Origin of the sequence: Snuella sedimenti, from assembly GCF_016428595.1 — a bacterium.
Lineage (GTDB): Bacteria > Bacteroidota > Bacteroidia > Flavobacteriales > Flavobacteriaceae > Snuella > Snuella sedimenti.
The window spans coordinates 1-26,043 of the sequence record NZ_JAELVQ010000019.1; the positions used below are offsets into that span (position 1 = coordinate 1).

Annotated in this window: 20 protein-coding genes and 2 tRNA genes; 19 read left to right on the top strand and 3 right to left on the bottom strand. The window is 35.6% G+C overall.

The features are described 5' to 3' along the window. Positions 1 to 128 precede the first annotated feature (128 nt). The 6 genes from JF259_RS13150 to JF259_RS13175 all read left to right on the top strand — a co-directional run bounded on the left by JF259_RS13150 (position 129) and on the right by JF259_RS13175 (position 9,069). Entirely contained in the window at positions 129 to 1,541 is a 1,413-nt protein-coding gene (locus JF259_RS13150; protein WP_199115801.1) for a hypothetical protein, read from the top strand. A gap of 181 nt (positions 1,542 to 1,722) precedes the next feature. Then, a tRNA-Val gene (locus tag JF259_RS13155) sits at positions 1,723 to 1,797 on the top strand. Positions 1,798 to 2,185: 388 nt separating this feature from the next. After that, positions 2,186 to 3,145 (top strand): Fic family protein, encoded by a 960-nt coding sequence (locus JF259_RS13160; protein WP_199115802.1) that lies wholly within the window; start codon positions 2,186 to 2,188, stop codon positions 3,143 to 3,145. Positions 3,146 to 3,815: 670 nt separating this feature from the next. Next, positions 3,816 to 6,164, top strand: a complete 2,349-nt coding sequence (locus JF259_RS13165) for a PSD1 and planctomycete cytochrome C domain-containing protein (protein WP_199115803.1) — start codon at positions 3,816 to 3,818, stop codon at positions 6,162 to 6,164. A gap of 7 nt (positions 6,165 to 6,171) precedes the next feature. Next, the gene (locus JF259_RS13170; protein WP_199115804.1) at positions 6,172 to 7,632 is read left to right on the top strand and encodes a DUF1501 domain-containing protein; all 1,461 of its coding nucleotides are present in this window, start codon (positions 6,172 to 6,174) and stop codon (positions 7,630 to 7,632) included. Between the two features lie 3 nt (positions 7,633 to 7,635). Further along, positions 7,636 to 9,069 carry a c-type cytochrome domain-containing protein gene (locus JF259_RS13175; RefSeq protein WP_199115805.1) on the top strand — a complete coding sequence of 478 codons (1,434 nt, stop codon included), beginning with the start codon at positions 7,636 to 7,638 and terminating at the stop codon, positions 9,067 to 9,069. Between the two features lie 66 nt (positions 9,070 to 9,135). Here the strand turns inward: JF259_RS13175 and metK are convergent, their stop codons facing one another. After that, positions 9,136 to 10,389: a methionine adenosyltransferase gene (gene metK, locus JF259_RS13180; protein WP_199115806.1), complete on the bottom strand. Its 1,254-nt coding sequence runs from the start codon at positions 10,387 to 10,389 to the stop codon at positions 9,136 to 9,138. Between the two features lie 608 nt (positions 10,390 to 10,997). Between metK and ilvD the strand changes: the two genes are divergently transcribed. The 5 genes from ilvD to ilvA all read left to right on the top strand — a co-directional run bounded on the left by ilvD (position 10,998) and on the right by ilvA (position 17,840). Further along, positions 10,998 to 12,683 (top strand): dihydroxy-acid dehydratase, encoded by a 1,686-nt coding sequence (gene ilvD, locus JF259_RS13185; RefSeq protein WP_199115807.1) that lies wholly within the window; start codon positions 10,998 to 11,000, stop codon positions 12,681 to 12,683. A gap of 11 nt (positions 12,684 to 12,694) precedes the next feature. Then, positions 12,695 to 14,431, top strand: a complete 1,737-nt coding sequence (ilvB, locus tag JF259_RS13190; RefSeq protein WP_199115808.1) for a biosynthetic-type acetolactate synthase large subunit — start codon at positions 12,695 to 12,697, stop codon at positions 14,429 to 14,431. 118 nt (positions 14,432 to 14,549) lie between these two features. After that, positions 14,550 to 15,083, top strand: coding sequence for an acetolactate synthase small subunit (gene ilvN / locus JF259_RS13195; RefSeq protein ID WP_199115809.1), 534 nt, complete (start codon positions 14,550 to 14,552; stop codon positions 15,081 to 15,083). 9 nt (positions 15,084 to 15,092) lie between these two features. After that, positions 15,093 to 16,568, top strand: coding sequence for a ketol-acid reductoisomerase (gene ilvC / locus JF259_RS13200; RefSeq protein WP_199115810.1), 1,476 nt, complete (start codon positions 15,093 to 15,095; stop codon positions 16,566 to 16,568). A 6-nt stretch (positions 16,569 to 16,574) separates the two neighbouring features. Beyond that, positions 16,575 to 17,840 (top strand): threonine ammonia-lyase, encoded by a 1,266-nt coding sequence (gene ilvA / locus JF259_RS13205; RefSeq protein WP_199115811.1) that lies wholly within the window; start codon positions 16,575 to 16,577, stop codon positions 17,838 to 17,840. 79 nt (positions 17,841 to 17,919) lie between these two features. On the opposite strand, the gene JF259_RS13210 is transcribed toward ilvA, so the two are convergent. Both JF259_RS13210 and JF259_RS13215 read right to left on the bottom strand, forming a co-directional pair. Beyond that, positions 17,920 to 19,365 (bottom strand): Gfo/Idh/MocA family protein, encoded by a 1,446-nt coding sequence (locus tag JF259_RS13210; protein WP_199115812.1) that lies wholly within the window; start codon positions 19,363 to 19,365, stop codon positions 17,920 to 17,922. A gap of 14 nt (positions 19,366 to 19,379) precedes the next feature. Then, entirely contained in the window at positions 19,380 to 20,144 is a 765-nt protein-coding gene (locus tag JF259_RS13215; protein WP_199115813.1) for a 3-keto-disaccharide hydrolase, read from the bottom strand. 640 nt (positions 20,145 to 20,784) lie between these two features. On the opposite strand from JF259_RS13215, the gene JF259_RS13220 reads away from it, so the two are divergent. From JF259_RS13220 to JF259_RS13255, 8 genes are all read left to right on the top strand, one after another. Beyond that, positions 20,785 to 20,872 (top strand) — tRNA-Ser (locus JF259_RS13220). 74 nt (positions 20,873 to 20,946) lie between these two features. After that, positions 20,947 to 21,720, top strand: coding sequence for a MotA/TolQ/ExbB proton channel family protein (locus JF259_RS13225; protein WP_199115814.1), 774 nt, complete (start codon positions 20,947 to 20,949; stop codon positions 21,718 to 21,720). A gap of 42 nt (positions 21,721 to 21,762) precedes the next feature. Further along, the gene (locus JF259_RS13230) at positions 21,763 to 22,161 is read left to right on the top strand and encodes a hypothetical protein (protein ID WP_233164271.1); all 399 of its coding nucleotides are present in this window, start codon (positions 21,763 to 21,765) and stop codon (positions 22,159 to 22,161) included. A gap of 2 nt (positions 22,162 to 22,163) precedes the next feature. After that, on the top strand, positions 22,164 to 22,751 hold the full coding sequence (locus tag JF259_RS13235) for an ExbD/TolR family protein (RefSeq protein ID WP_199115816.1): 588 nt from the start codon (positions 22,164 to 22,166) through the stop codon (positions 22,749 to 22,751). Positions 22,752 to 22,776: 25 nt separating this feature from the next. Then, complete coding sequence (locus JF259_RS13240; RefSeq protein ID WP_199115817.1) at positions 22,777 to 23,250, top strand: ExbD/TolR family protein; 474 nt, start codon at positions 22,777 to 22,779, stop codon at positions 23,248 to 23,250. Positions 23,251 to 23,404: 154 nt separating this feature from the next. After that, the gene (locus JF259_RS13245) at positions 23,405 to 24,100 is read left to right on the top strand and encodes a porin family protein (protein WP_317192085.1); all 696 of its coding nucleotides are present in this window, start codon (positions 23,405 to 23,407) and stop codon (positions 24,098 to 24,100) included. 499 nt (positions 24,101 to 24,599) lie between these two features. Continuing rightward, positions 24,600 to 25,172 carry a cysteine peptidase family C39 domain-containing protein gene (locus JF259_RS13250; RefSeq protein WP_199115818.1) on the top strand — a complete coding sequence of 191 codons (573 nt, stop codon included), beginning with the start codon at positions 24,600 to 24,602 and terminating at the stop codon, positions 25,170 to 25,172. Further along, positions 25,150 to 25,926 carry a GLPGLI family protein gene (locus JF259_RS13255; RefSeq protein WP_199115819.1) on the top strand — a complete coding sequence of 259 codons (777 nt, stop codon included), beginning with the start codon at positions 25,150 to 25,152 and terminating at the stop codon, positions 25,924 to 25,926. The genes JF259_RS13250 and JF259_RS13255 overlap by 23 nt, the downstream gene beginning before the upstream one ends. Positions 25,927 to 26,043 lie beyond the last annotated feature (117 nt).

Below are 26,043 nucleotides of genomic sequence, written 5' to 3' on the forward strand. Positions count from 1 at the left end.
ACTCAAATAGAAACGATTTTTAGTGGCTCACTTTCGTCCGGCAAGCTATGCTCAATTTAGACCGGCAAGGGTGGCTCACTTTGCTCCGAAGTTAGTGGTATACTTTGTCCGAATTTTGCAATTAAATAATGACAATTGACATTATTGATCATTTTTTTTCTTCATTAGAAGGGGTTCGTGTTAAAGATACTTTTGATTTATTTAGGATTGATTATAAAACTAATGACTTAAAATTATTAAAGGAAATATTTACAAAAGAAAACTACACAACTATAAATGAAGAATTAAAAAAACACGAATATAGTTGGGATGTTTCTATTGATGAATTAGATTATTCAATTAGTCAAAATAGCTTTTCAACACCTAATATAGATGATGAATCATTTGATGTTGTTGTCGAATTTAATATTTATAAAACTAGCAATCGAGTTGTTATTTTTGATGAGTCGTTATTTAATGATTTTATCAATAAAATAGATTATGAAAATTTATTATTGGCTATTAAAAGAAAACCTGCTCCAATAGAGTTTATTAACGATTCGAGCGTGTTTTATGGAGATAGTAACATAATTATTCTTGGAAATACTAAGGATTCTGTTGAAAAGGCTAATCTTAGTTATCAATGTAATTTCAGAAATTATAATCAAATTAATTTTTCTCCCAATTATTTTCATTTGCCAAATGTAAATGATCAACTTTCAGTATTGGAGACAAAACTTAAGAAGTTAAATTTTGTGTATTGCTTAGTTTACATATGTAATTCTTCAGAAATACATGAAAATAATCTTGATGTTACTATATCGGGAAACAAAACGTTGAAATATAGTTTAAATATTAATGAAGATTTAGATTTAGAAGCAGCAAACCATTACTATAATATATATAAATGGATATATAGTGAATCAACAAAGATTGAAGATAAACTTGGTTTGTCAAGGAATATTATAACTTCATATTTGAAAGAAGATTCTATAAGCATAGACGGTTCTGTTTTTAACTCTATTTTGTCTTCAAACCAAATTTATGTCAAAGGAAATATTAATAAATATTTCGAAGTTAGAAATAAAATTATAGAACAAATTGAGCAAACGATTAGTAAAGTAAATCAATCACTAGATACTTTTTTTAATAATTTTCAAAAAAACATATTGATATTTCTTTCATTTTTCCTTAGTATATTCATTTATAAAATCTCTAGAAATGGGGATGTTGAGAAAATATTTAATGAAGATACATCAATGATTGGGCTTTATTTTGTAGCAATATCTGCTTGTTTTTTATTAGTTTCCTATATTATATATAGAATGGATAAAAAAAGGGTTGGAGAGCGATATGAAAATGTAAAAAAAAGATATCAAGATGTTTTAATTCAGGACGACATTGATAAAATTATTAACAATGACGCTGAATATAAAGATGAGATTAAATTTCTTGAAAAAAGAATAGGGTGGTATGTTTCATTGTGGATTATATCAATCATACTATTTGTTGTGATATTATTCCTGACTTCAAGTTATTTAAACCTAACAAGTTTAACTTAATTGTCCCCTTATTCGTCCCCTATATGTTTGCTTGTTTTGTAAAATTTTGAAAATGAAATGTTTAATGTGTATTTGGTGAATTCAGTATGACCCACAAATATTTTTAAGATTTATTTTTCCTATTTGGATAAAAAAATTTTGCTAATTAAAAAACTGATTTATCTTTGCAGTCCAAAATTCAGGGCGCGTAGCTCAGTTGGTTCAGAGCACTTGGTTTACACCCAAGGGGTCAGGGGTTCGAATCCCTTCGCGCCCACAAAATCTAAGGTTATCCATGAAGATGGGTAGCCTTTTTTGTTTTATGGTGTATTACGTTTATATATTGTATTCAGAGATACTGGATATGTAGGACTGGCGTTTGGTTTATAAAGAAGCATATGTTACCAAACCGGATGCTCTGTTGCGGGAGCGTCAGAAAAAGAAATGGAAAAGCAGAAGGAAGATTAAGGATTTAATAGAACAGGGCAGAACTAAGGTTTAGGGCATCCCGATTTACATCGGGAGGGTCAGGGGTTCGAATCCCTTCGCGCCCACAACAATATAAGGTTGCCCGTCGTTTATGGGCAACCTTTTTTATTTCGTGGTATATTATACTGTTACTAAATATAGTATATTTGTGATACTATCATATGATACTATTAAAAATGGAATCACCTTATCAGATTACCGATAACATTTTAAGATTAGTCGTTGAGGTTTCTGAACGTTTGGGTGAAATAAACGCTACCCATTTATACAAACCCCCTACTGAGTTACGCAAAAAGAATCGCATTAAAACTATACAATCCTCTTTACAAATAGAAGGTAATACACTTACGGAGGTACAGATAACAGCACTTTTAAACCATAAGCGAGTAATTGCTCCACAAAAGGATATATTGGAGGTACAGAACGCTGTAAAAGCATATGATCAATTACGACAGCTCAATCCTTATAAATTAGACGATTTAGAAAAGGTGCACGCAATTCTTATGAAAGGATTAATTGAATACCCAGGGAAATTACGTACTAGGAATGTCGGTATAGTTAAAGGCTCGAAAGTTGAACACGTTGCGCCAAGTGGAAGTATGATAAAAGGATTAATGAATGATTTGTTCGATTATTTAAAAACCGATAAAGATGTATTGCTAATAAAAAGTTGCGTATTTCATTATGAATTTGAGTTTATACATCCCTTTTTAGATGGTAATGGACGAATGGGAAGATTATGGCAGACACTAATCTTAATGCAGAAATATCCCGTTTTTGAATACCTGCCAGTTGAAAGCCTAATTAAAGAAAACCAAGAGGAGTATTATAAGGCTTTAAGCTTGTCTGATAAAAAGGCGCATTCAACACCATTTATAGAGTTTATGTTGGGTATTATTCTTCAAGCGTTAGAAGATATTTTAAAAACCCAAAATAGAACGCTTACAGGTCAAGATAGGATAGAGCTTTACAAGGATATTATAGGTAATAAAGATTTTAGCCGAAAAGATTATTTGTTAAATTACAAAGGTATTAGTCAAGCCACTGCGAGCCGAGATTTAAAAAGAGCAGTAGAACAAGGCGTTTTGGTTAAATCTGGAGATAAGCGACTAACGAAATATCAATTTTGGTATTAAGGTGGTGTCTGTGTGTTTACATAAAAATGATATTACTAAACTATTTAAGTTTGGAGTAGGCGAAAGGCGAAACAAATCTTAATCAGTTAAAAACACTGTTAACAATTGCAAAGATTAACTCTAAAGATGCCATAAATATCCGAGACGGGAAATTAGTTAGAATTCCTTCGAGCCCACAAAATCTAAGGTTATCCATGAAGATGGGTCGCCTTTTTTGTTTTAATAATCATGCCTAAGTCTGCTGCCTTTTGGTGATTTTCGACAGTTTTTTATTTAAAAATAGAAGTTAAATTATTGGTAGGTAGTTGTCTATAAAGAATCTCCCAAAGTATTCATTAATTTTTTTTATCTCGATTATCAATTAAAAAACTTGTTTCTTTCAGTGTTTTTTTTAGATTTGTGAATGTTTGCACATACAGACATTTTTTAGTTTGATTATTTACTCTCCTTGAGAAGTTAATAGGAAACCTAAAGTGTTTATTGTAAATTTATAGACTTAACTAAACTCTAAATTAAAATCTCATTTTTATACAAATTTCTGAATTTGTAGAGGTTTTTAATGTCTTTATTTTCAGTGATTTAAATAATTTTAAGTATCGAACGGAGTGATTATTCACGTTCTTGATTTTATAATTAATTTATTATCAGATAATTATCAAAATTTAAACGAATGAAATTAAAAATCAGTGTTTTAGTTACTTTAATTGGGGTAATTGTTTTAATCTATGCTTTTAAAGTAGGAGTATTTCAAGGAGAGAAAGATGCTTATGTAAATCAAAAGCTGCCAGATGTGGTCGACTACAATTTTCATATAAAGCCTATTTTGTCTGATAATTGCTATACCTGTCATGGACCAGATGCCAATAAACGAAAAGCAGGTCTACGATTGGATATTGAGTCTGCAGCTTTTTTAGAGTTACCAGAAAGTCCGGGTAAATATGCCATTGTTAAGGGTAAACCAAATCAAAGTTTGTTATATAAACATGTAACGACCAATGACGTTAAGCAATTAATGCCTCCTGTAGATTCTAATTTAAAATTAACTGCTTACGAAAAACAATTGTTAAAAAAATGGATTGAACAAGGTGCTAAATTTGAGAAGCACTGGGCTTTTATAACACCAAAGAAAAATAAAGTTCCAAAAGCCGAAGGAGAAGCGTGGGTACAAAATGAAATTGATGCTTTTGTTTTAGAACAATTAGAAGCTAATAATTTAAAACCTTCAGAAAAAGCTTCAAAGGAAACTTTGATTAGAAGGGTTAGTTTAGATCTTACCGGTTTACCACCAAAACAAGAACAGTTACAAGTTTTAACTTCCAGTAGTATAGAAGAAGGCCTGAATCAAGTTATCGATACATTTTTAGCGTCACCTGCTTATGGAGAACGCATGACACAAGTATGGTTGGATGTAGCAAGGTATGCCGACTCTCATGGTTATCAGGACGATAGTTATAGGAGTATGTGGCCCTGGCGCGATTGGGTAATTCATGCCTTCAATAATAATTTGCCGTACGATACGTTTTTGACTTGGCAATTAGCGGGCGATTTGCTACTTAACGCTAACATTGAGCAAATATTGGCAACAGGCTTTAACAGAAACCATCCCATCACACAAGAAGGGGGCGTAATACAGGAAGAATACCAATCCTATTATGTGGTTGATAGAACAAACACTTTGGGGAAAGGCGTTTTAGGGCTTACTTTGGAATGTGCTAAGTGCCACGATCATAAATACGACCCATTGTCTCAGAAAGATTACTATGAGATGTATTCTTTTTTTAATAATGTAAAAGAAAAAGGCTTACAAATGGACGCCGTTCAGGCTGCTAACAAAAAGTTCTTTGCCGATCCTCCGTATATCACGATCTCTGATGAGGTTGTTAACGAGGAACTAAACTTTGTGAATAAGGAGGCTGGTGAGGCTGTTAAGGTAATGGTAATGAACGATTCGATGCCGCGCAAAACGCATATTTTTAATCGTGGCGAATACGATCAACTAGGGGAGGTAGTGGAGCCAAATACGCCTTCTGTTATTTTGCCGTTTTCTGATGATTTGCCCAAGAATAGATTGGGATTGGCAAAATGGGTAACCGATACAAATAACCCGTTAACAGCACGCGTATTCGTTAATCGCATTTGGGCGATGTTATTCGGAAAAGGTTTAGTGCTTACTGCAGAAGATTTTGGCGTTCAAGGAAGTTTACCAACACACCCACAATTGTTGGATTGGTTGGCCGTTGATTTTATGGAGCATGATTGGGATATCAAGTACCTGCTAAAGAAGATTATGCTATCAGCAACCTATCAACAAAGTTCTGTTGCAACTCCAGAATTGATAGCTGCAGATCCAGAAAACAAACTATTAGGAAGAGCTTCTAGGTTTAGAATGAGTGGAGAAATGATTAGAGACTATATTTTAGCAACCAGTGGTTTGTTAAATACTGAAATTGGCGGTTCTAGTGTTAAGCCGTATCAACCAGCAGGGCTTTGGGAAGAAACCAATGCAGGAGGTAATAGAGGCATCTTAACAAAGTATATCCCAGATACCGGAGATAAACTCTATAGACGTTCGCTGTACACGTTTTGGAAACGTACCTTGCCTCCACCCAATATGTCTGTTTTTGATGCCCCCAATAGGGATCTGTGTGAGGTAAGACGGCAAAACACGAATACACCTTTACAAGCTTTGGCCTTACAGAATGATGTTCAAGTGTTGGAAGCCGCAAGGGTATTAGCAGAGCGCACGATCTTTGAAGAAGGCATAAAAAATGCTAAATCTATAATTAAAAAAGTGTTTAAGCGTATTTTAATTAGAGAACCAAAGGAAGAAGAGTTAACAACTTTAGAATCTTATTATAGTGATGCTTTAAAAAGGTTTTTAGGAGAAAAAGAAAAAGCAGTACAATTAGTAGCATTGGGAGATTATGAAAGTTTGGGCACAGACCCTGTAAAAACAGCGGCATTGATGCTAACGGCACAAGTAATTTATAATCTTGATGAAACAATAACCAAAGAATAGGAGAATCATGGAGGAAAAAAAATCAAATTCAGAAAACCCCCTTAAAATTAACCGTAGACACTTTTTTTCACAATTAAGTGTAGGTATTGGATCTGTTGCTCTAGGGTCGTTATTGATTCCCGACTTGTTTAAAGGAGGTCCAGAACTTGTTGGAACACCACCGCTCGGTATCCCGCATTTTGCACCAAAGGCCAAGCGGGTTATATATTTATTTCAATCTGGAGCACCATCGCAGTTGGAATCTTTCGATTATAAGCCAACACTACTAAAACGTATGGGGCAGGATTTGCCTGAGTCTGTGCGTAACGGACAGCGCTTAACCGGAATGACCGCTGGTCAGGATAAATTCCCCCTAATGCCATCGGCAGCCAAGTTTAGGCAGTACGGTAAAAGCGGTGCCTGGATTAGTGATTTTTTTCCGCATATTGCTAAGATCTCAGACGATATATGTATCATTAATAGTATGCATACAGAAGCCATTAATCACGATCCGGCTATTACATTTTTACAAACAGGAAGTCAGCAATCCGGACGTCCAAGTATGGGGTCTTGGTTGAGTTACGGTTTAGGAAGTGAAAACCAGAATTTACCATCCTTTGTAGTGTTAACCTCAAGAGGTAAAGGTAACAGTCAGGGATTGTATTCCAAGCTGTGGTCTAGTGGTTTTTTGGATTCGAAGCACCAAGGTGTTATGTTGCGTTCTGGAAAAGATCCGGTTTTGTATTTGAATGACCCAGACGGACTTTCACGAGCCGATAAACGCCATTTATTAGATCATGTATCGTCACTTAATAAGTTACACCATGTGGAAACGGGCGATAATGAGATCGAATCGCGCATTGCCCAGTACGAGATGGCCTATAGAATGCAAATGTCCGTGCCCGATGTAATGGATATTAAAAACGAACCAGAATCCGTTATCAAATTGTACGGAGAAGATGCGAAGACTCCAGGGACCTATGCAGCAAATTGTTTGCAGGCACGTAGATTGGCAGAAAATGGTGTGCGCTTTATTCAATTGTACCATCAAGGTTGGGATCAACATGGTAATTTATTTAATGACATGGCAAGTCAGGCAAAGGATGTAGATCAAGCGTCAGCAGCTTTAATAATGGATTTAAAACAACGCGGTATGCTTGAGGATACCTTGGTAATTTGGGGCGGTGAGTTTGGTCGAACCAATTATTGTCAAGGAAAATTCGATCCTAAAAATTATGGTAGGGACCATCACCCAAGAGCCTTTAGTATCTGGATGGCCGGCGGCGGAATAAAACCAGGTATCACTTATGGTGAAACCGATGAGTTTGGGTATAATATTATTAAGAATCCTGTGCATGTCAATGATTTTCACGCTACCATCATGCATAATTTAGGACTTAATCACGAGCAATTAACCTATAAATATCAAGGACGCCGGTTTAGACTTACCGATGTAGCTGGTAATGTTATAAATGATATTTTAACATAAATTATGGCTAAAAAAGATACTACCCGTTTGGTCGATCTTCTTGTTTTTGGATTGACCGTTTTTCTGATATTTTGTTTGATTTTCGAATCTTTTGTTAGTCTGCCGAACCTTGTTTCTTGGTTAGGGCGCTGGCACCCTTTGGTATTGCATTTCCCTATTGTTATCGTGCTTGTTGTAGCCTTAGCGGCTTTAATTGGTAAACAAATAAAAAAGCAATGGCTTGTTGTAGCGGTTTTATCGGTTTTAGTTACGGCCATTACCGGTTTTTTTCTGGGAACAGAAACGTCTTCAAAAGGACAGTTGTTATTTTGGCACCAGTGGTTAGGCGCAAGTATGGCATTTTTGACTGTAGTTTGGTATTGGTTATACACGCATGACATACAGAATGTTTACCTGTTAAAAGGAATTCAAGCAGGTCTTATTCTATTAGTTGGATTTACCGGACACTATGGTGGTATGGTTACGCATGGTGAAGAATTTTTGGCTTTACCAAAGAGTAATAAGTTAAAGAAGATTCCCGATAATCCATTGATTTACGAACATGTAGTCGGACAAATATTGGAAAATAATTGTGTGGCCTGTCATAATGAGAATAAGAAAAAGGGCGATTATTTAATGACAGGGATGGAGCAAATAATAGCGGGGGGAAAGACAGGTGTAGCTATGATTTCCGGAAAACCAGAAGAAAGCGAGTTTATTAGACGTTTGCGGCTGCCTGTAGAAGATAAAGAGCATATGCCTCCAGAAGGGAAAAAGCCATTGTCTGAAAACGAAATGCAAATTTTAGAGCGATGGATAGCCTTGGGTATTTCTGATACATTGCGGTTAAACCATCTAGGGGCTAATGAAACGTTAGCAACTTTGGTAAGTAACATGATGGTTCCCGAAGATAAAGAGCGTTGGAATAAGTTGCCAAAGGTGGATAATGTGACGTTACAGAACTTAACATCAAATTATGTTAATGTAAAGCGTATTGAAAATAGTTCAGAGGCGCTTAGTGTGTCTGTGTTTTTACCGCCTGAATACAATTCGCAGTTGGTATTGAATTTGAAACCAATAGCAGAAAATATAGTAGAGTTGGATTTAAGTGGTCTGCCAGTTGGAGCAACCGAAATGGATTTTGTTGCCACATGTAAGAACCTTGAATTGTTAGAAATAGATAGGACACCTGTAACCGACATTGAGGTTGAAAAGCTAAAAGCATTAACAAAACTTAGGGCGCTTAAAGTATATGGCTCTAAAATTACCGATGCTGGATTGCCAATAATAACTGAATTAAAAAGCTTAAAGCGTTTGTATATTTGGGATACGAAAATTAGTGAAGTGGCCTTAAGAAAGGTAGCGGCAACTAAACCAGAATTGAAAATAGATACAGGTATTAATTCTGAGCTTCTGGAAGCCTTTATTAAACATGATACTTTAAAAAAGGAAAATTAAATCATAAAAAAAGAGACTGTCTTCATAAAAAGACAGTCTTTTATAGCTTTTTATTAGTATGACAATCTATAGACCAAAGGCCTCTTTTACTTTGTCAACATAATCTAATTTTTCCCAAGTAAATAATTCTACATCTAGGGTCACAGATTCTCCGTTTGGCTGTGAAAATGTTTTGGTAACAATTTCATTTTCACGGCCCATGTGTCCATATGCAGCTGTTTCGCTATACATAGGTGAGCGCAATTTTAGTCGTTCTTCGATAGCTGCTGGTCTCATGTCGAATAGTTGCGATACTTTTTTTGCAATTTCACCATCGGTCATATTAAAAGGACAAGTGCCATACGTGTCTATAAAAATCCCCATAGGTTCTACTACACCAATAGCATAACTCACTTGTACCAAAACTTCGTCGGCCACACCAGCAGCAACTAAATTTTTGGCAATGTGCCTAGTAGCATAAGCGGCACTTCTATCAACTTTACTAGGGTCTTTTCCAGAAAATGCGCCACCACCATGGGCGCCTTTACCGCCATATGTGTCAACTATAATTTTACGTCCAGTCAAACCAGTATCACCATGTGGTCCGCCAATTACAAACTTTCCGGTTGGGTTAATATGGTAAGTAATGTCACTGTCGAATAATGCTTGCGTTTGTTCAGGTAGTTTGGCAATAACCCGAGGGATCACAATATTAATAACATCATCCTTTATTTTAGTAAGCATGCTTTCATCGTCCCCAAACTCATCGTGTTGCGTAGAAACTACAATAGAATCTATACGTTGAGGTATGTTATCGTCGCTATACTCGATGGTAACCTGACTTTTAGAATCGGGTCTTAAATAGGTGATGTCCTTGTTCTCTTTACGTAAGGTTGCAAGTTCTTTAAGGATTCTATGTGACAAGTCCAATGCCAATGGCATATAGTTTTCAGTTTCGCGAGTGGCATAGCCAAACATCATGCCTTGGTCTCCGGCTCCTTGTTGTTCTTTGCTAGCTCTGTCTACCCCACGATTAATATCATCAGATTGTTCATGGATAGCAGAGAATACTCCACAAGAATTACCGTCAAACATATACTCGCCTTTTGTATACCCAATTTTGTTTATGGTGTCACGTGCAATTTTTTGTACATCTAAATAAGTATGTGATTTTACTTCACCAGCAAGTACTACTTGTCCAGTTGTAACAAGCGTTTCACAGGCAACTTTAGAATCTCTGTCAAACGCCAAAAAGTTGTCTATAAGTGCATCACTAATTTGATCTGCTACTTTATCAGGATGTCCTTCAGAAACACTTTCTGAAGTAAATAAATAAGCCATATATCTATTAATTTAATCTAAGATTTGACGATAACGTCTCAGGAAGTTTACACTGCCTTTAGCATTTTTATTTTATACCGATACAAGTCCAGTATAAAGAGGTTGCAATCAGTCAAATCTTTCCTCTATTATTTGTGAGGGCAAAAGTAAAAAAATAAAAGTAAAAGTGAATTGATTTTTATTTTTTTCGGAAATTAATTGTTTATTAAAATTTATTTGTAAATATTTGTTCCCTCATAAATGAAAAGACAATTTTTAAATATCATTTCTATTATCGTCATCGTGATTATTTCATGAGGATAAAGGGATGGTATCTAAAACTAAAATATATTTAAAGGCCTTCCCATAAACGGAAGGCTTTTTTATTGAATATTTTTTCATTTTTGAACATCATAAAAATATAGAGTTAATTTATTGTTTTTCAAATAGTTATGTTGTTTGTTGTGTTGCTGGGTTTAACCTTAAAAAACAATAAATCGGGCAATTAAAAACCTAATAAATTAATTTCGAAGCTTATTTGTAGCATTAGGAAGTTTCTGTTAAAAAGCTTAAAACATTAAAGAATATTAAAACAAATAGGATAAAACATAAAATTATCTACAATAAAAATGAAGGAACTTAATAAATATAGTAGAAGGTTAACTCAGGATGAATCCCAACCTGCCTCACAGGCTATGTTATATGCGGTTGGACTAACCGATGAAGATATGCAAAAACCCCAAGTGGGCATTGCAAGTACTGGCTACGACGGTAACCCTTGTAACATGCACTTGAATGGTTTGGCTGCAGAGGTGAAAATTGAGTGCAAGATCGCTAATATGGTAGGTTTAGGATTTAATACCATTGGCGTTAGTGATGGTATTTCTATGGGGACTTCTGGTATGAACTATTCATTAGCGTCTAGAGACATTATTGCAGATTCTATTGAAACGGTAATGAATGCCCAAAGTTACGACGCCTTAGTTTCGGTTGTTGGATGTGATAAAAACATGCCTGGGGCGGTAATTGCGATGCTGCGATTAAACAGACCTTCTATTATGATGTACGGAGGTACCATTGCTTCTGGAAAATATAAAGGACGAAAGCTTAATATAGTTTCGGCTTTTGAAGCTTTAGGGCAAAAGGTAGCAGGTGAAATTGATGAAGATGAGTACCGAGAAATTATAAAGCGAGCTATTCCAGGAGCGGGAGCTTGTGGTGGAATGTATACGGCCAATACAATGGCCTCGGCTATCGAGTGTATGGGATTTGCTTTACCTTATAACTCTTCAATTCCAGCCGAAAACCCAAATAAACTATCGGAAGCGGAAAGAACGGCAATAGCTATAAAAAAGCTTTTGGAACTGGATTTAAAACCATTGGATATCATTTCCAAAAAATCTATCGAAAATGCAATTGCTTTAGTAAATGCTTTAGGAGGTTCTACCAATGCTGTATTACATTTTTTAGCGATCGCACATGCCGCCGACATTGAATTTACACTAGAAGATTTTCAACGTGTAAGTGATAGAACGCCATTAATAGCAGACTTAAAGCCGTCTGGAAAATATTTAATGGAGGATGTTCATGGTATTGGAGGAACGCCAGCAGTAATGAAATATTTATTGGATAATGGCTATTTACATGGCGATTGTTTAACGGTTACTGGTAATACATTGGCTGAGAACTTAAAGGATGTAAAGCCTCTTGAATTTGAAAACGATCAGGACGTTATTTACCCAACAGACAAAGCCTTAAAATCATCAGGGAATTTGCAAATCCTCTATGGAAACTTAGCATCTGAAGGTGCGGTTGCAAAAATATCTGGAAAAGAAGGCTTGGTGTTTGAAGGTAAAGCGGTGGTTTACGATGGTGAGCAAGCTGCGAATACAGGAATATCAAATGGCGAGGTAGAAAAGGGTGATGTAGTGGTTATACGTTATGTTGGGCCAAAGGGTGGCCCAGGTATGCCAGAAATGTTAAAGCCTACCTCTTTAATCATGGGAGCTGGATTAGGGAAATCGGTAGCACTTATTACAGATGGTCGTTTCTCTGGTGGAACACATGGTTTTGTTGTAGGTCACATTACCCCAGAAGCTCAAACAGGTGGTGCAATTGGAATAGTGAAAACAGGAGACAGAATTAGGATTAGTGCAGAGGATAACTCAATAAACGTCTTACTGTCAGATGAAGAATTAGCAGAAAGAAAAGCCCAATGGAAGGCGCCAGAATTAAAACATAAAAAAGGAATATTATATAAATATGCAAAATCGGTAGCTTCAGCTTCAAAAGGTTGTGTTACTGATGCATTTTAACTCTTTTCAAGATGAAAGAAACAGAGACATTAGAATCAAAACAAGCTTCAAAAGGCAGTACAGAACGTATTAGTGGAAGTGAGGCGGTTGTAAAATGTTTAATAGCCGAAGGTGTTGATATACTTTACGGATATCCGGGTGGTGCTATTATGCCAGTCTATGATGCACTTTATAAATATCAAGACCAAATTCATCATGTTCTTACACGTCATGAACAGGGAGCTGCGCATGCTGCTCAAGGCTTTGCTAGAATTTCAGGCAGAGTAGGTGTTGCGATGGCAACTTCTGGTCCAGGAGCTACCAATTTGATTACCGGAATTGCAGATGCCCAAATAGACTCTACACCGTTGGTGTGCATTACAGGACAGGTGTTTTCTCATTTATTGGGAAGTGATGCATTCCAGGAAACCGATATTGTAGGTATCTCTACGCCCGTTACTAAATGGAGCCATCAGATAACTAAAGCGTCTGAAATACCAGAAGTCATGGCCAAGGCATTTTATATAGCCAAAAGTGGGCGTCCGGGGCCTGTTTTAATCGATATTACTAAGGATGCTCAAGTTTCGGAGTTAGATTTTAAATATGAAAAATGTACTGGCGTAAGGAGTTATAATCCTGTTCCAAAATTAAATAATGATACCGTTCAAGCAGCAGCTGATATTATAAACGCAGCAAAAAAACCTATGATTGTTTGGGGACAAGGCGTTATTCTTGGTAAGGCCGAGGAAGAATTAAAGGCTGTTATCGAAAAAGCGGGTATTCCTGCAGCGTGGACTATTATGGGTGCTTCTGCTATACCAACATCACATCCGTTGAATGTAGGTATGGTAGGTATGCATGGTAATTATGCGCCTAACGTGTTAACTAACCAATGCGATGTGCTTATAGCTATAGGAATGCGTTTTGACGACCGTGTTACAGGTAAATTGGAAACCTATGCAAAACAAGCCAAGGTGATTCATTTTGAAATAGATCCAGCAGAGATTGATAAAAATGTAAAAACCGATGTTGCGGTTTTGGGAGATTCTAAAGAAAGTTTAGCGGCTTTATTACCGTTGTTAAATGAAAATACACATGAAGGATGGTTGGAAGAATTTAAAAAGCTGTATGCCATAGAGTTTGAAAAAGTTATCAAGGATGATATTCATCCAACCAAAGAAGGGTTGACTATGGGTGAAGTTCTAAAAGAAATAAACAAGCAAAGTGAAGGAAATGCAGCTATTGTTTCCGATGTAGGGCAACACCAAATGATTGCTTGTCGCTATTCGAAGTTCAATAAAACCAAAAGTAATATTACTTCTGGTGGTTTGGGAACTATGGGTTTTGCACTTCCTGCAGCAATGGGAGCTAAAATGGCAGCACCAGAGCGTGAAGTAGTGGCTATTATTGGCGATGGAGGTTTTCAGATGAATATTCAGGAATTGGGTACCATTTTTCAAACACAAATACCAGTTAAAATTGTGGTGTTGAACAATGAGTTTTTAGGTATGGTTCGCCAATGGCAACAGTTGTTTTTTGATAAGCGTTATGCTTCGACAGAAATGACCAATCCAGATTTTATAACGATTGCCAAAGGCTATCACTTAAAAACCAAAAAGGTAACCAAAAGGGAAGAATTGGCAGAGGCCGTTAAAGAAATGATAGCTTCAGATAGTGCTTATTTCTTAGAGGTTTGTGTAGAAAAAGAAGATAATGTGTTTCCTATGATTCCTGCTGGAGCATCGGTTTCAGATATTCGCTTAAGTTAAACCAAGAAATAGATAAAAGAAAATAGAAATATTAACGAGAGATAATATTAAAGAGACATCAAGATTTGTGCTAAAGTAATCTTTTCTCTTTCATCTTTTCTCTTTCATCTTTAACAAAATGAACGAAGAAATAAAAACTTTTACGATTTCAATTTATACCGAAAACAATATTGGTTTGCTAAATCGTATTTCAGCTATTTTTCAGCGCAGACACATCAATATAGAAAGTTTAACAACATCACAATCTGAAATTGAAGGTGTAAATCGCTTTGTAATTGTTGTAAATATTACAGAGCATCAGGCTAAGAAAATTATAGGGCAAATAGAAAAGCAGGTAGAAGCTATTAAAGCCTATTATCATACAGATGAGGAGACTATTTTCACAGAGTCTTGTATGTTTAAGATCAAATCGAATTTGTTGTTTGAAGAGCCTCAAATTCAAAACATAATAAAAGAAAGTAATACTCGAATTGTTACTGTAAATAAAGAGTTTTTCGTATTGGAAAAATCAGGAAGGCGTCATGAAATAGAGACTCTAAGAAAAGAATTAAATACGTTTGGTATTATGCAGTTTGTGCGTTCCGGACGTATTGCAGTAACTAAAGAAGAAATGAAAATAACAGAAATGCTTATGGCATTCAATAATCAATAACACAATAAAATGGGAAATTATTTTAACACATTATCGTTAAGAGATAAGTTAGATCAATTATCGAAATGTAGGTTTATGGAGTCTTCAGAATTTGAAGATGGTGTAAATGCTTTAAAAGGAAAAAAAATAGTCATTGTTGGGTGTGGTGCTCAAGGTCTTAACCAAGGTCTTAATATGCGTGATTCAGGATTAGATATTTCTTATGCCTTACGCGATGCTGCCATTGCAGAAAAACGCACTTCTTATGTGAATGCAACCGAAAATGGGTTTAATGTTGGAACATACCAAGAGCTAATTCCAACGGCCGATTTGGTGTTGAATTTAACTCCAGATAAACAACATACCAATGTAGTTAATGCAGTTATGCCTTTAATGAAACAAGGGGCAACTTTATCATATTCTCATGGTTTTAACATTGTAGAGGAAGGGATGCAAATCCGTAAGGATCTTACGGTTATTATGGTAGCTCCTAAATGTCCAGGATCTGAAGTAAGAGAAGAGTATAAGCGTGGTTTTGGAGTTCCAACACTTATTGCCGTGCACCCAGAGAATGACCCAGAAGGAAAAGGTTGGGCACAAGCAAAGGCTTATGCGGCAGCAACAGGAGGTGATAGAGCTGGGGTTTTAGCGTCATCTTTCGTTGCCGAGGTAAAATCAGATTTAATGGGAGAGCAAACTATTCTTTGTGGTTTGTTACAAACAGGATCTATTCTTTGTTTCGATAAAATGATTGAAAAAGGAATTGATGCTGGCTATGCTTCAAAATTAATTCAATATGGATGGGAAACCATTACCGAAGGTCTTAAGTATGGAGGTATAACAAACATGATGGATCGTTTGTCTAATCCGGCTAAGATTAAAGCGTTTGAATTGTCTGAAGAATTAAAAGATATCATGCGTCCATTATTCCAAAAGCATATGGACGATATTATGGAAGGTAACTTCTCTAGTGGTATGATGGCAGATTGGGCGAATAACGATGAAAAATTATTGACATGGAGAGCCGCAACAGCAGAAACTGCTTTTGAAAAAACACCAGCTGGTGATGTAGAGATTACAGAGCAAGAGTATTATGACAATGGTGTGTTAATGGTTGCTATGGTAAGAGCTGGAGTTGAGTTAGCCTTTGAAGCTATGACCGAATCAGGAATTATCGATGCCTCTGCATATTACGAGTCTTTACACGAAACACCACTTATTGCAAATACCATTGCAAGAAGAAAGTTGTATGAGATGAATAGTGTAATCTCCGATACTGCGGAGTATGGATGTTATTTATTCGATCATGCTTGTAAGCCTCTATTGGGCGATTTTATGAAGAAAATTGATACAGATGTTATTGGCAAAGCTTATGCTAAAGATAACGGCGAAGGTGTCGATAATGCTAAATTAATTGAAGTAAATGCAGCTTTAAGAGCGCATCCCGTTGAGAAAGTAGGCGCTGTTTTAAGAGCATCTATGACAGCGATGAAACCAATAGTTTAACTAGTTATGGAAGAGGAAAAATTAGTGTATTTTCCTAAAATTAAAGATGTCCAAGTAGCTGCCGATACAATTAAAAATGTATCGGCAGTTACGCCTTTACAGACTAGCATTAGGTATTCAAATGAACATCAAGCCAACATACTCTTAAAACGTGAGGATCTCCAGCAAGTACGTTCTTATAAGATAAGGGGGGCTTACAATAAGATTAGCTCGCTAACAACTGAAGAATTAAAGAATGGCGTAGTTTGTGCCAGTGCAGGTAATCATGCCCAAGGTTTTGCCTTTGCCTGTAACCATCTTAAGATACATGGTGTTGTTTATATGCCTTCGGTAACACCTATGCAAAAGGTAGAACAAACAAAAATGTTTGGAGGTGATTATATTACGGTTGTATTGGAAGGTGATACTTTTGATGATGCCTACCATCTGGCAATGAAAGCCTGTGAAAAGCAACATAAAACATTTATTCACCCGTTCGACGATAAAAAAGTCATTGAAGGACAGGCTACAATCGGTCTGGAGATTTTGGATCAGGTAGAAGAACCTATAGATTATGTATTTGTTGCTGTTGGTGGCGGTGGCATGGCAGCTGGCTTATCTACGGTATTTAATGCGCTTTCTCCAGATACTAAAATTATAGGTGTAGAACCAGAAGGCGCACCTTCAATGTTAACATCCATTAGAAATAATAAAAATACAGAACTTGACCATATTGATAAATTTATTGACGGTGCAGCTGTAAAGCGTGTAGGGGATCTAACCTTTCCAATATGCAAAGCGTTCCTGCATGATGTTATTGCGGTACCCGAAGGTAAGGTGTGTCAGACTATTTTAGACCTGTACAATAAAGATGCTATTGTGGTGGAGCCTGCTGGCGCTTTGAGTATTTCTGCATTGGATTTTTATGCTGAAAAGATAAAAGGCAAAAATGTAGTTTGCGTGGTTAGTGGTAGTAATAATGATATTACGCGCACACCAGAAATTAAAGAACGTGCCTTGTTGTACGCCAATTTAAAGCATTATTTTATTATTAAGTTCCCGCAACGTGCAGGGGCTTTAAGAGAGTTTGTGGTAGATATCTTAGGCCCTAACGATGATATTACATATTTTCAGTATGCCAAAAAGACCAATCGTGAAAACGGTGCTGCTGTGGTTGGTATCCAATTGAAGGCTTCTAAGGATCTTGAACCTTTAATTACAAAAATGAAAGCGCATAATTTTTATGGTGATTATTTAAATGATAAACCGGATCTGTTTCAGTTTTTGGTGTGATAAATTAGCCAGTTTATAATGAATTCAAAAGCGCTTGTTAATACGGTTAAACAAGCGCTTTTTTTATATTCAGTTATTATTAGAAGTCTCGATATGCACCTTCGAGATATTGATTGGCTTCTTCTTCAGCGAATTTAGCGTTTGCACTGTCCCAATGCAGGGTTTGGTTCGGAAAACGTCCAGCTATAACACCTAAAAGGATCGTTTCAGTTAATTTAGAAGCATAAGAAAATGGAGCACTACAAGTGCCTTTGCCTAAACAAGCATCTATGAACTGGTGATAGTGCTTAGGACCTTCAGAATCATAATTACGAATTGGTTCTCCCAAATTGTTAGCTTCTGAGATTGCCGCAATCTCAGAAGAGATGTCCACATACTTCCCATCAACAATTTTCTGGGGAAGTTGCATAAAATGAGGTAAAAGCAATCGGCCTTTTTCACCAACAAACATAGCACCTTGCTCAGGTAAACTACCTTCACTGGCTGTTTTGGCTTCAAGAGATACTTTATCTTCTAAAGAAGCTTCTTCGCTATTTGATGTATTCGCTGTTTTTGTTGCTTCATCCATGCCCGGTAACTTTAGATCTTCATGATCTCTGGGGGCACCGGGGCCATCGTGCCAAATCCATTTTAAGGTTTCTGCAGTATAATTGGTTTGAGGAAATTCGTAGGTTACAATATTGTTTTCAGGATATCCAAAACCTGTAGTCTCTCTACATTCATTCTTAATGGTCATAGGGACGTCTAATTCAAGAGCATTGTATGGTGTGTCAAAAATGTGTACGCCCATATCGCCAAGGGTGCCACAGCCATAATCCATTATCTTACGCCAATTGCCCGGATGGTACATGCCATTTTTATAGGGTCTTTCAGAAGAAGTTCCTAACCAAAGGTTCCAATCTAAAGTTTCTGGTACGGGATCGTTACCTTCTGGAGCTGGGCCATCATATCCCCAGTTTTTTGGAGACCATGCGTGTACGGTATGTACTTTGCCTATAATCCCAGATTGAATTAAAAGCGTAGCTAACTTATAATCGTAAAAAGAGTGTACCTGAATGCCCATTTGCGTAATAAGATTCTTTTCTTTGGCCAGCTTTTTCATAGCTCTGGCTTCCGAAACATAATGTGTTAATGGCTTTTGACAATACACCGGTTTGTCCATATTCATAGCTGACATCGAGGCAGGCGCATGCGTGTGATCGGGTGTAGAAACAATAACCGCATCAATATCGTCTGCCATTTCTTTCAGCATAACACGGTAATCTGAAAAAACTTTTGCGTTTGGGTGTTGCTGTTTGGCTTCTGATAATTTATTGGAATCCACATCACATAAGGCAACTATATCTGCTAACGGGTGTGATGCAATGGCATCAAGATCGGCCTTTCCCATACCGCCGACACCAATATGGGCTGTTCTAATGCGTGTTTTAACAACAGGTTTTTCTTTGCACATAATAAGGGATGGCGCTAAAACCAATCCTGTAACTCCTAAACTGCTTCTCTTTAAAAAATCTCTTTTGTTCATAAACCTTGTTTTAGCTATAGTTTCTTTATTTTAATGTTTCGTAACCATAAGGGGCTGTCGTGGTCTTGAATTGCAATATACCCAGATTTAAAAGTGCCGTATTTTGGATAATCTTTCCATTTGCCTGTTTTTTTTCTGGTTTCCCAATCTTCTGACCAAGGGACAAATTCAAGCAGTTTTTTCCCGTTTAGCCAATGTTCTACTTTTTCTGCTGTAAAAATGATGCGCGACGTATTCCATTCCATAGCTGGTTTTGCTATTTTCTGGCTTAAATCTGGTACATACATGGCATAGTCGGCTCCTGTTTTTTGCCACTCTTCTAAGATAGCATTATTAATTTCCTCCCATTTAAAGTCATCCAGCATTTGATATTCTGGGGATACCTCGTATGGCGGCCAATCACCTTCTTTTACATGGTACATCAAGCCGCTATTGCCCCCTTCAGGGATCTTCCATTCCCAATATAATTCAAAATCATCGAATTCTTCTGCGGCATATACAATATCCTTGCCGCCTTTTCTGTTGGCTTCTGTGCGTTTTTCGGTGTCAAAAGTTAGTTCTCCGTTTTTTATAACCCAACCTGCAGGTAAAGTATCTCCGTTGTAGGCACGCCATCCTTTGGTACTGGAACCATCAAAAAGGTAAATCCAGTCGCTTTCATTAGGCTGAGATCTATCTGTTGTTTCCTGAGTTAAAACTGGCGATTTTTTGTCTTCTTTATCCTTACAAGAAACTAAAAAAACGGACGTAAAAGATAATGCTAAAATTATATGCTTCATGTTTTGAAATTTATTAAAAGTTTAAATATAAGCAATTGGATGATTTTTAAAGTGGGTTCGCTAGGTTTTGTTGTCTGTCGAGAAATAATTATGTTAGATTAATCGGAAGGATTCCTTGATGCTTTGCGTTAGGGGTTCTCCGTGAAATCGAAGATTCATGAATGTAAAAGGTTAAGAATATGTATATATGAAACCAACATTAACAAAATTTAAGCATTTTTTCGCAAAAAGGAATGTTTAAAATTTTTAATGTGAGAGCGTAGCGATTGCATACGTTCTCAATTTTATAATTAATATAAAATCAAATGAATTATCAAAATTTATTCGTGTGAATACAACGGGAACCTAAATAGTTCTGAAAGCTTTCGGGATCGTTTCAAGAAATTCTTTATTTGGAACGGTATTGCTTTGTAAATAGATCCATTATAATTTTCTAGTAATTGTCTAACGCTTGTAGTACTTCTTGTTCAAAAATAATTAAAGAGCTAATCATAAAGGTAAATCAAGGTTTGCAAAGTGTTCAAAACCATGCAGGAAGCGTATTATGATGAAAAATGTATCAAAATTAACCGTTAAAATTTTAACGTTTGAACTTTTTTTTGTTATTTGAGCCCCCGTAATAAAAATGGATTAAAAATACAGAGAGGTGGCCGAGTGGTCGAAGGCGCACGCCTGGAAAGTGTGTATACGTCAAAAGCGTATCGAGGGTTCGAATCCCTTCCTCTCTGCTGTTATTTTATTTTTAGTTGCATTTTTTTTATATCTTTAACACTTTAAAACTAATAAAATTAAGATCTAGAACATGAAAAGATTATTTTCTATCCTTGCCATTACTGGGGTTATGGCATTCGGAACTGTTAATGCAAATGCAAGCACAACTACTGCAGCAACTACATCTGCGGTTGTAAGTACAACACAAGATGACGCGGCTGAGCCTGCTGAGGAGCTTGGATTTCACCAAGTATTAAAAAAGTATTTTTTAGAAGGAGGACCTGGATTTATGGGGATTGTATTATTATGTTTAATTCTTGGGTTGGCAATAGCTATAGAGAGAATTATCTTTTTAAACCTTTCAACTACAAATACAAAAAAATTAACGAAAGACGTTGAAGATGCATTGTCTTCAGGAGGCGTGGAATCGGCTAAAGAAGTATGTAGAAATACAAAAGGGCCTATCGCTTCTATTTATTACCAAGGCTTAGATAGAACCGATGAAGGTCTAGATGCTGTTGAAAAAGCGGTTGTAGCGTACGGTGGTGTACAAATGGGGCAATTAGAGAAAAATGTATCTTGGATCTCTTTATTTATCGCATTAGCACCAATGCTTGGCTTTATGGGGACAGTAATAGGTATGATTGAAGCGTTTAATAAAATTGAAGCAGCAGGGGACATACAGCCATCACTTGTGGCAGGTGGTATTAAAGTAGCGCTTTTAACAACTGTATTTGGTTTGATTGTTGCGATTATACTTCAAATTTTTTACAATTACATTATTGCTAAAATTGATAGTATCGTTAATAATATGGAGGACGCTTCCATTACGTTAATGGATTTATTGATCAGACAAAAGAAGTAATAATTAAAAACTATAAAAATTATTATGAATTTACATAAAATAATGAAGATCATAGCTTATGCTTTTGGTATTATTGGTTCTATTTTTGCACTGATGATAATGTCGGGATCGGAAGCAATGATCGATAACATATTATTTGTAACATATATTACGCTTGGTTTGGTTTTATTACTAGTGTTGATATATGTTCTTAAAGGTTTATCTACAGGAAACATTAAAAAGACATTGATTACAGTAAGTATATTTTTGATTATTGTGTTTATATCATATGCTATGTCTTCTGGAACAGATTTAGATTTAAAACCTTTTACGGATAAGGGGCAAGATATTACAGAAATGACTTCTAAGAAGGTAGGGGCCGGATTATATACATTCTATGTGCTTGCGTTTTTGGCAATTGCCTCCATGGTGTTTTCAGGCGTTAAAAAAATATTTAAATAATTATGGCAAAACGAGCAGCACCAGAAGTTAATGCAGGCTCTATGGCCGACATTGCCTTCTTATTGTTAATATTTTTTCTTGTAACAACAACTATTGAGACGGACTCGGGAATTAACCGTAAGTTGCCTCCAATAGAGGACAATACAGAGCCTCCTATTATTAAGCAAAGAAACATCTTTACGGTATTGATTAATGGTAAGAATCAGTTGATGGTTGAAGAAGAGTTAACAGAACTTAAGGACTTAAGGCAAGCAGCTATTGATTTTTTAGATAATAATGCTGATGGGTCTTGTAGTTATTGTAATGGTAAAAAAGAAGAGAATTCATCTGTTAATCCTGATAAGGCAATTATATCTCTAAAAAACGAAAGAGAAACATCTTATGAAATGTATATATCGGTTCAAAACGAATTGGTAGCTGCTTACAATGAACTTCGAAATCGACTAGCAAAAAGCAGATACGGTAAGTCCTTTATTGAGATGCAAGCAGATTATAAGGATGTTAACTGGCCAGGAAATAAAGAAAAGTTGAAGGGGCAAATAGATCAGATAAAGCTGGACTATCCTATGAAGCTTTCTGAGGTACAATAATAAAATTTAACACATACACTTTAATATGTCTAAATTTAAAAAGAAAAAAAGCGGCGAAGTTCCTGCAGTAAGTACGGCATCGTTACCCGATATTGTATTTATGTTATTGTTCTTCTTCATGGTAGCTACTGTAATGAGGCAAAATACCTTGATGATTGAGAATAACCTGCCTTTTGCCGATCAAGTTGAAAAGCTTGATAAAAAAGACTTGGTTATGTATATTTATGCAGGGAAGCCAAGTGATAATTACAAGCAATATGGAACTGAGGCTAGAATTCAGCTAAATGATAAATTTGCTAATGTAAGTGATATAGCTGCCTTTATAGCGGCAGAAAGAGATTCTAAGCGTGAAGAATTGGTGCCATTTTTAACTACTGCTTTAAAAGTTGATAGTAAATCGAACATGGGTTTGATAATGGATATCAAGCAAGAGTTACGCAAAGTAAATGCTCTTAAAATTAATTATACGACCAAAAAGGGTAGTGTACTTAATAAATAAGTAAAATTCTTAATTTTATATTATAAAGGCGTTTTGATTTATCAAAACGCCTTTTAATTTTTGTTAGTGCCAACAATATAATAGAAACTTTGATGTTACTATCTTTATAACGTTGATTGTATATTAAGGGTTAGTATTTTAAAGTAGTTTGACTGTGAAGAAACTCATATATTTTTTATTTTTCTCTATTGTAAGCTTTCAAGTGATATATCCACAAGAGCTTGATATAAAAGTAGTAGACTCTCTTTATAAAGAAGATCAGTTCTACGCAGGGGTAACCTATAATTTACTTGGTAAAAAGCCTTCAGAGCTTTCCCAAAGTGGTTTTTCGATAGGGTTTCACTTCGGGTTTATTAAGGACATGCCAATAAATAAAGATAGAGATATAGCTATTGGTATAGGAGTTGGGTACTCAGCTAATTCATTTAATCAAAATTTAAAAATAACCAAAGATGATTTAGGCGCTATTTCGTATCGTATTTTGGGAGCAGAGGACAACTATTCTAAAAACCAGTTTTCCAGTCATTTGTTAGAAATTCCTATTGAGTTTAGGTGGCGAACATCAACACCTGTTGAGTATAAGTTTTGGCGTGTCTATACAGGTTTTAAATTTGGGTATTTACTAGCGAATACTGTGAAGTTTAATGGTGATCCCGAGCACTTAAAATATAAGGGGCTTAATGATTTTAATAGGTTTCAATATGGTTTAACCTTGTCTATGGGCTATAATACTTGGAATTTATATGCTTACTATGCTTTAAATCCTATTTTCTCTAAAGATGCAATGCTGGATGGTGAAGTTATAGATATGCATGCCATTAAGGTTGGCTTGATGTTTTATATCTTATAACCAATAATTCGATTCGATTAAATTGCTGTAACACCCCCAAATACAATGATTGATTTGCTAATACTCTAAATAGGAATAGACTATTATATTATTCTTAAAGTCATTGGTTGGGTAATTTTGTAAAACTGATAGTTTTCTTTTCTTTATCTAAGAGGCTCTAATTAAAAGTTTGAGCTTTTTTGGTTAAATAATCTTGCGAGTTATACGTTTAATTAATTTTAACTCTGTAGTTTACAAAGGGGAATAGTTATAAATGTTACAATAATAAGTTTGAGCTTTGTTGAACGTAAATTTCTTGTTTTAATTTTTTAATTGCAAACATTTGATAATTAGTTTTCTGTGTTGTGAAGTTATTTGCAATATTGATTCGGTTTACATATAAGTAGGTGTTTGTTTTAAATTTTAACATCTTATTCCTTCGTTTTTTGAAATAAAATATTACATTGGTTTATTTATTGATCAATCAGTCAGAATATAATATTAATATCAACGTGGATTTATGGGCAACTGTGATCAGTCAACAGAAAAATTGCTTCACTTATTAAGGGTAAAATTTACAAGAAAATATATTAAGGACTCCATTTTATCGCATCCAGACCATCCTAGTTTGTTGGCAATCTCCGATACTTTGGAAAAATATCGAATAGAAACATTAGCCGTTAAGATTGACGCGAATAAACGTAAAGATATGCCCTTGCCCTGTATTGTGCAGGTGGAATCTAACAGGCAGCCATTGTTTTATGTTCTAAAGGAAACACCTAAGGGTCATGTGGTTTATTACGATGACAAAAACAAGCTGGTGCAAAGTACTAAAGAAACTTTTTTAAAGCAATGGATAGGAGTTTGTCTGTTGGTAGAAACTACAGAGAACTCGAAGGAGAAGGATATCGAGAAAAAACTAATTGCTAAACGGATTCAATATGCCTTAAATGAAGTGGAATCTGATTTGGGTTTCCAACTAAATGCTGAAGACGCCACAATTGTACTTAATGATGGTTATGCTGCTTGTCATTGTGTAACCAATATTAACTACCTTAATGCGGCTGAGTATGATGCCTGTTATGGTACATAGAGGCAATATTTTTTCGGGCTTGATTTGTGTTGCTATGTTTGTTTGTAGTGTATCCTTTGGACAGATAAGCAAGGCTATAATAAACTACAAAGTGAAGTTATACCCTAAAGATAGTGTCAATAATTCAAGGAATTATAATTTAGTTCTAAGTGAAGTTGATAAACTGGAATTTAAATTAATTTATAGTAAAGATAGTATTAATGAACAAGCCCGCTTTGTTGAAGTTATCGAAGGAGTAAATTTTAATTTTACCGATGGGTTTTTTAAAAAAAGAGCAAAGATTTTTGCAGGTTTAAATACATCTTATTACTATGACTTAGTCAATGAAAAAATCTTAAAGAAGAAGGCATTTTTAGGGAATGAATATATAATTATTGGGGATTTTCATCAATATGCTTGGAAAATAACGGAAGAATCCAAAAGGATTGACAACTACCTGTGTCAAAAGGCTATTTCAGAAAAAAAATATAAAACCAGGATGGGGGCTATAGATACTCTATATCTAACAGCTTGGTTTGCAACTGACTTGCCCATTCCATTAGGGCCTAAAGACTATCAAGGTTTACCTGGGCTAATACTAGAATTACATGAATGTGCAGATTCTACCCATGAAGTTAATACAAGCTATACAAAAGGAAGAACCTACTATGTTTCAGGTATAGAATTGAATGTTAAGCAACCAATAGACATAGTACCTTTTGATGGCGAGAATGTAGTAACGGAAAAAGAGTACGAAAAAATTGTTGAAAATTAAAAAGCCCAAAGCGGTCACTTAGGGCATGAACAATATCCTTTCGTGAAGGGCAGACACAAACCTTGAGTGTCTTTAACTGTTCAAGGCAAATATAATTATTAAAACTTTTTTAAAATG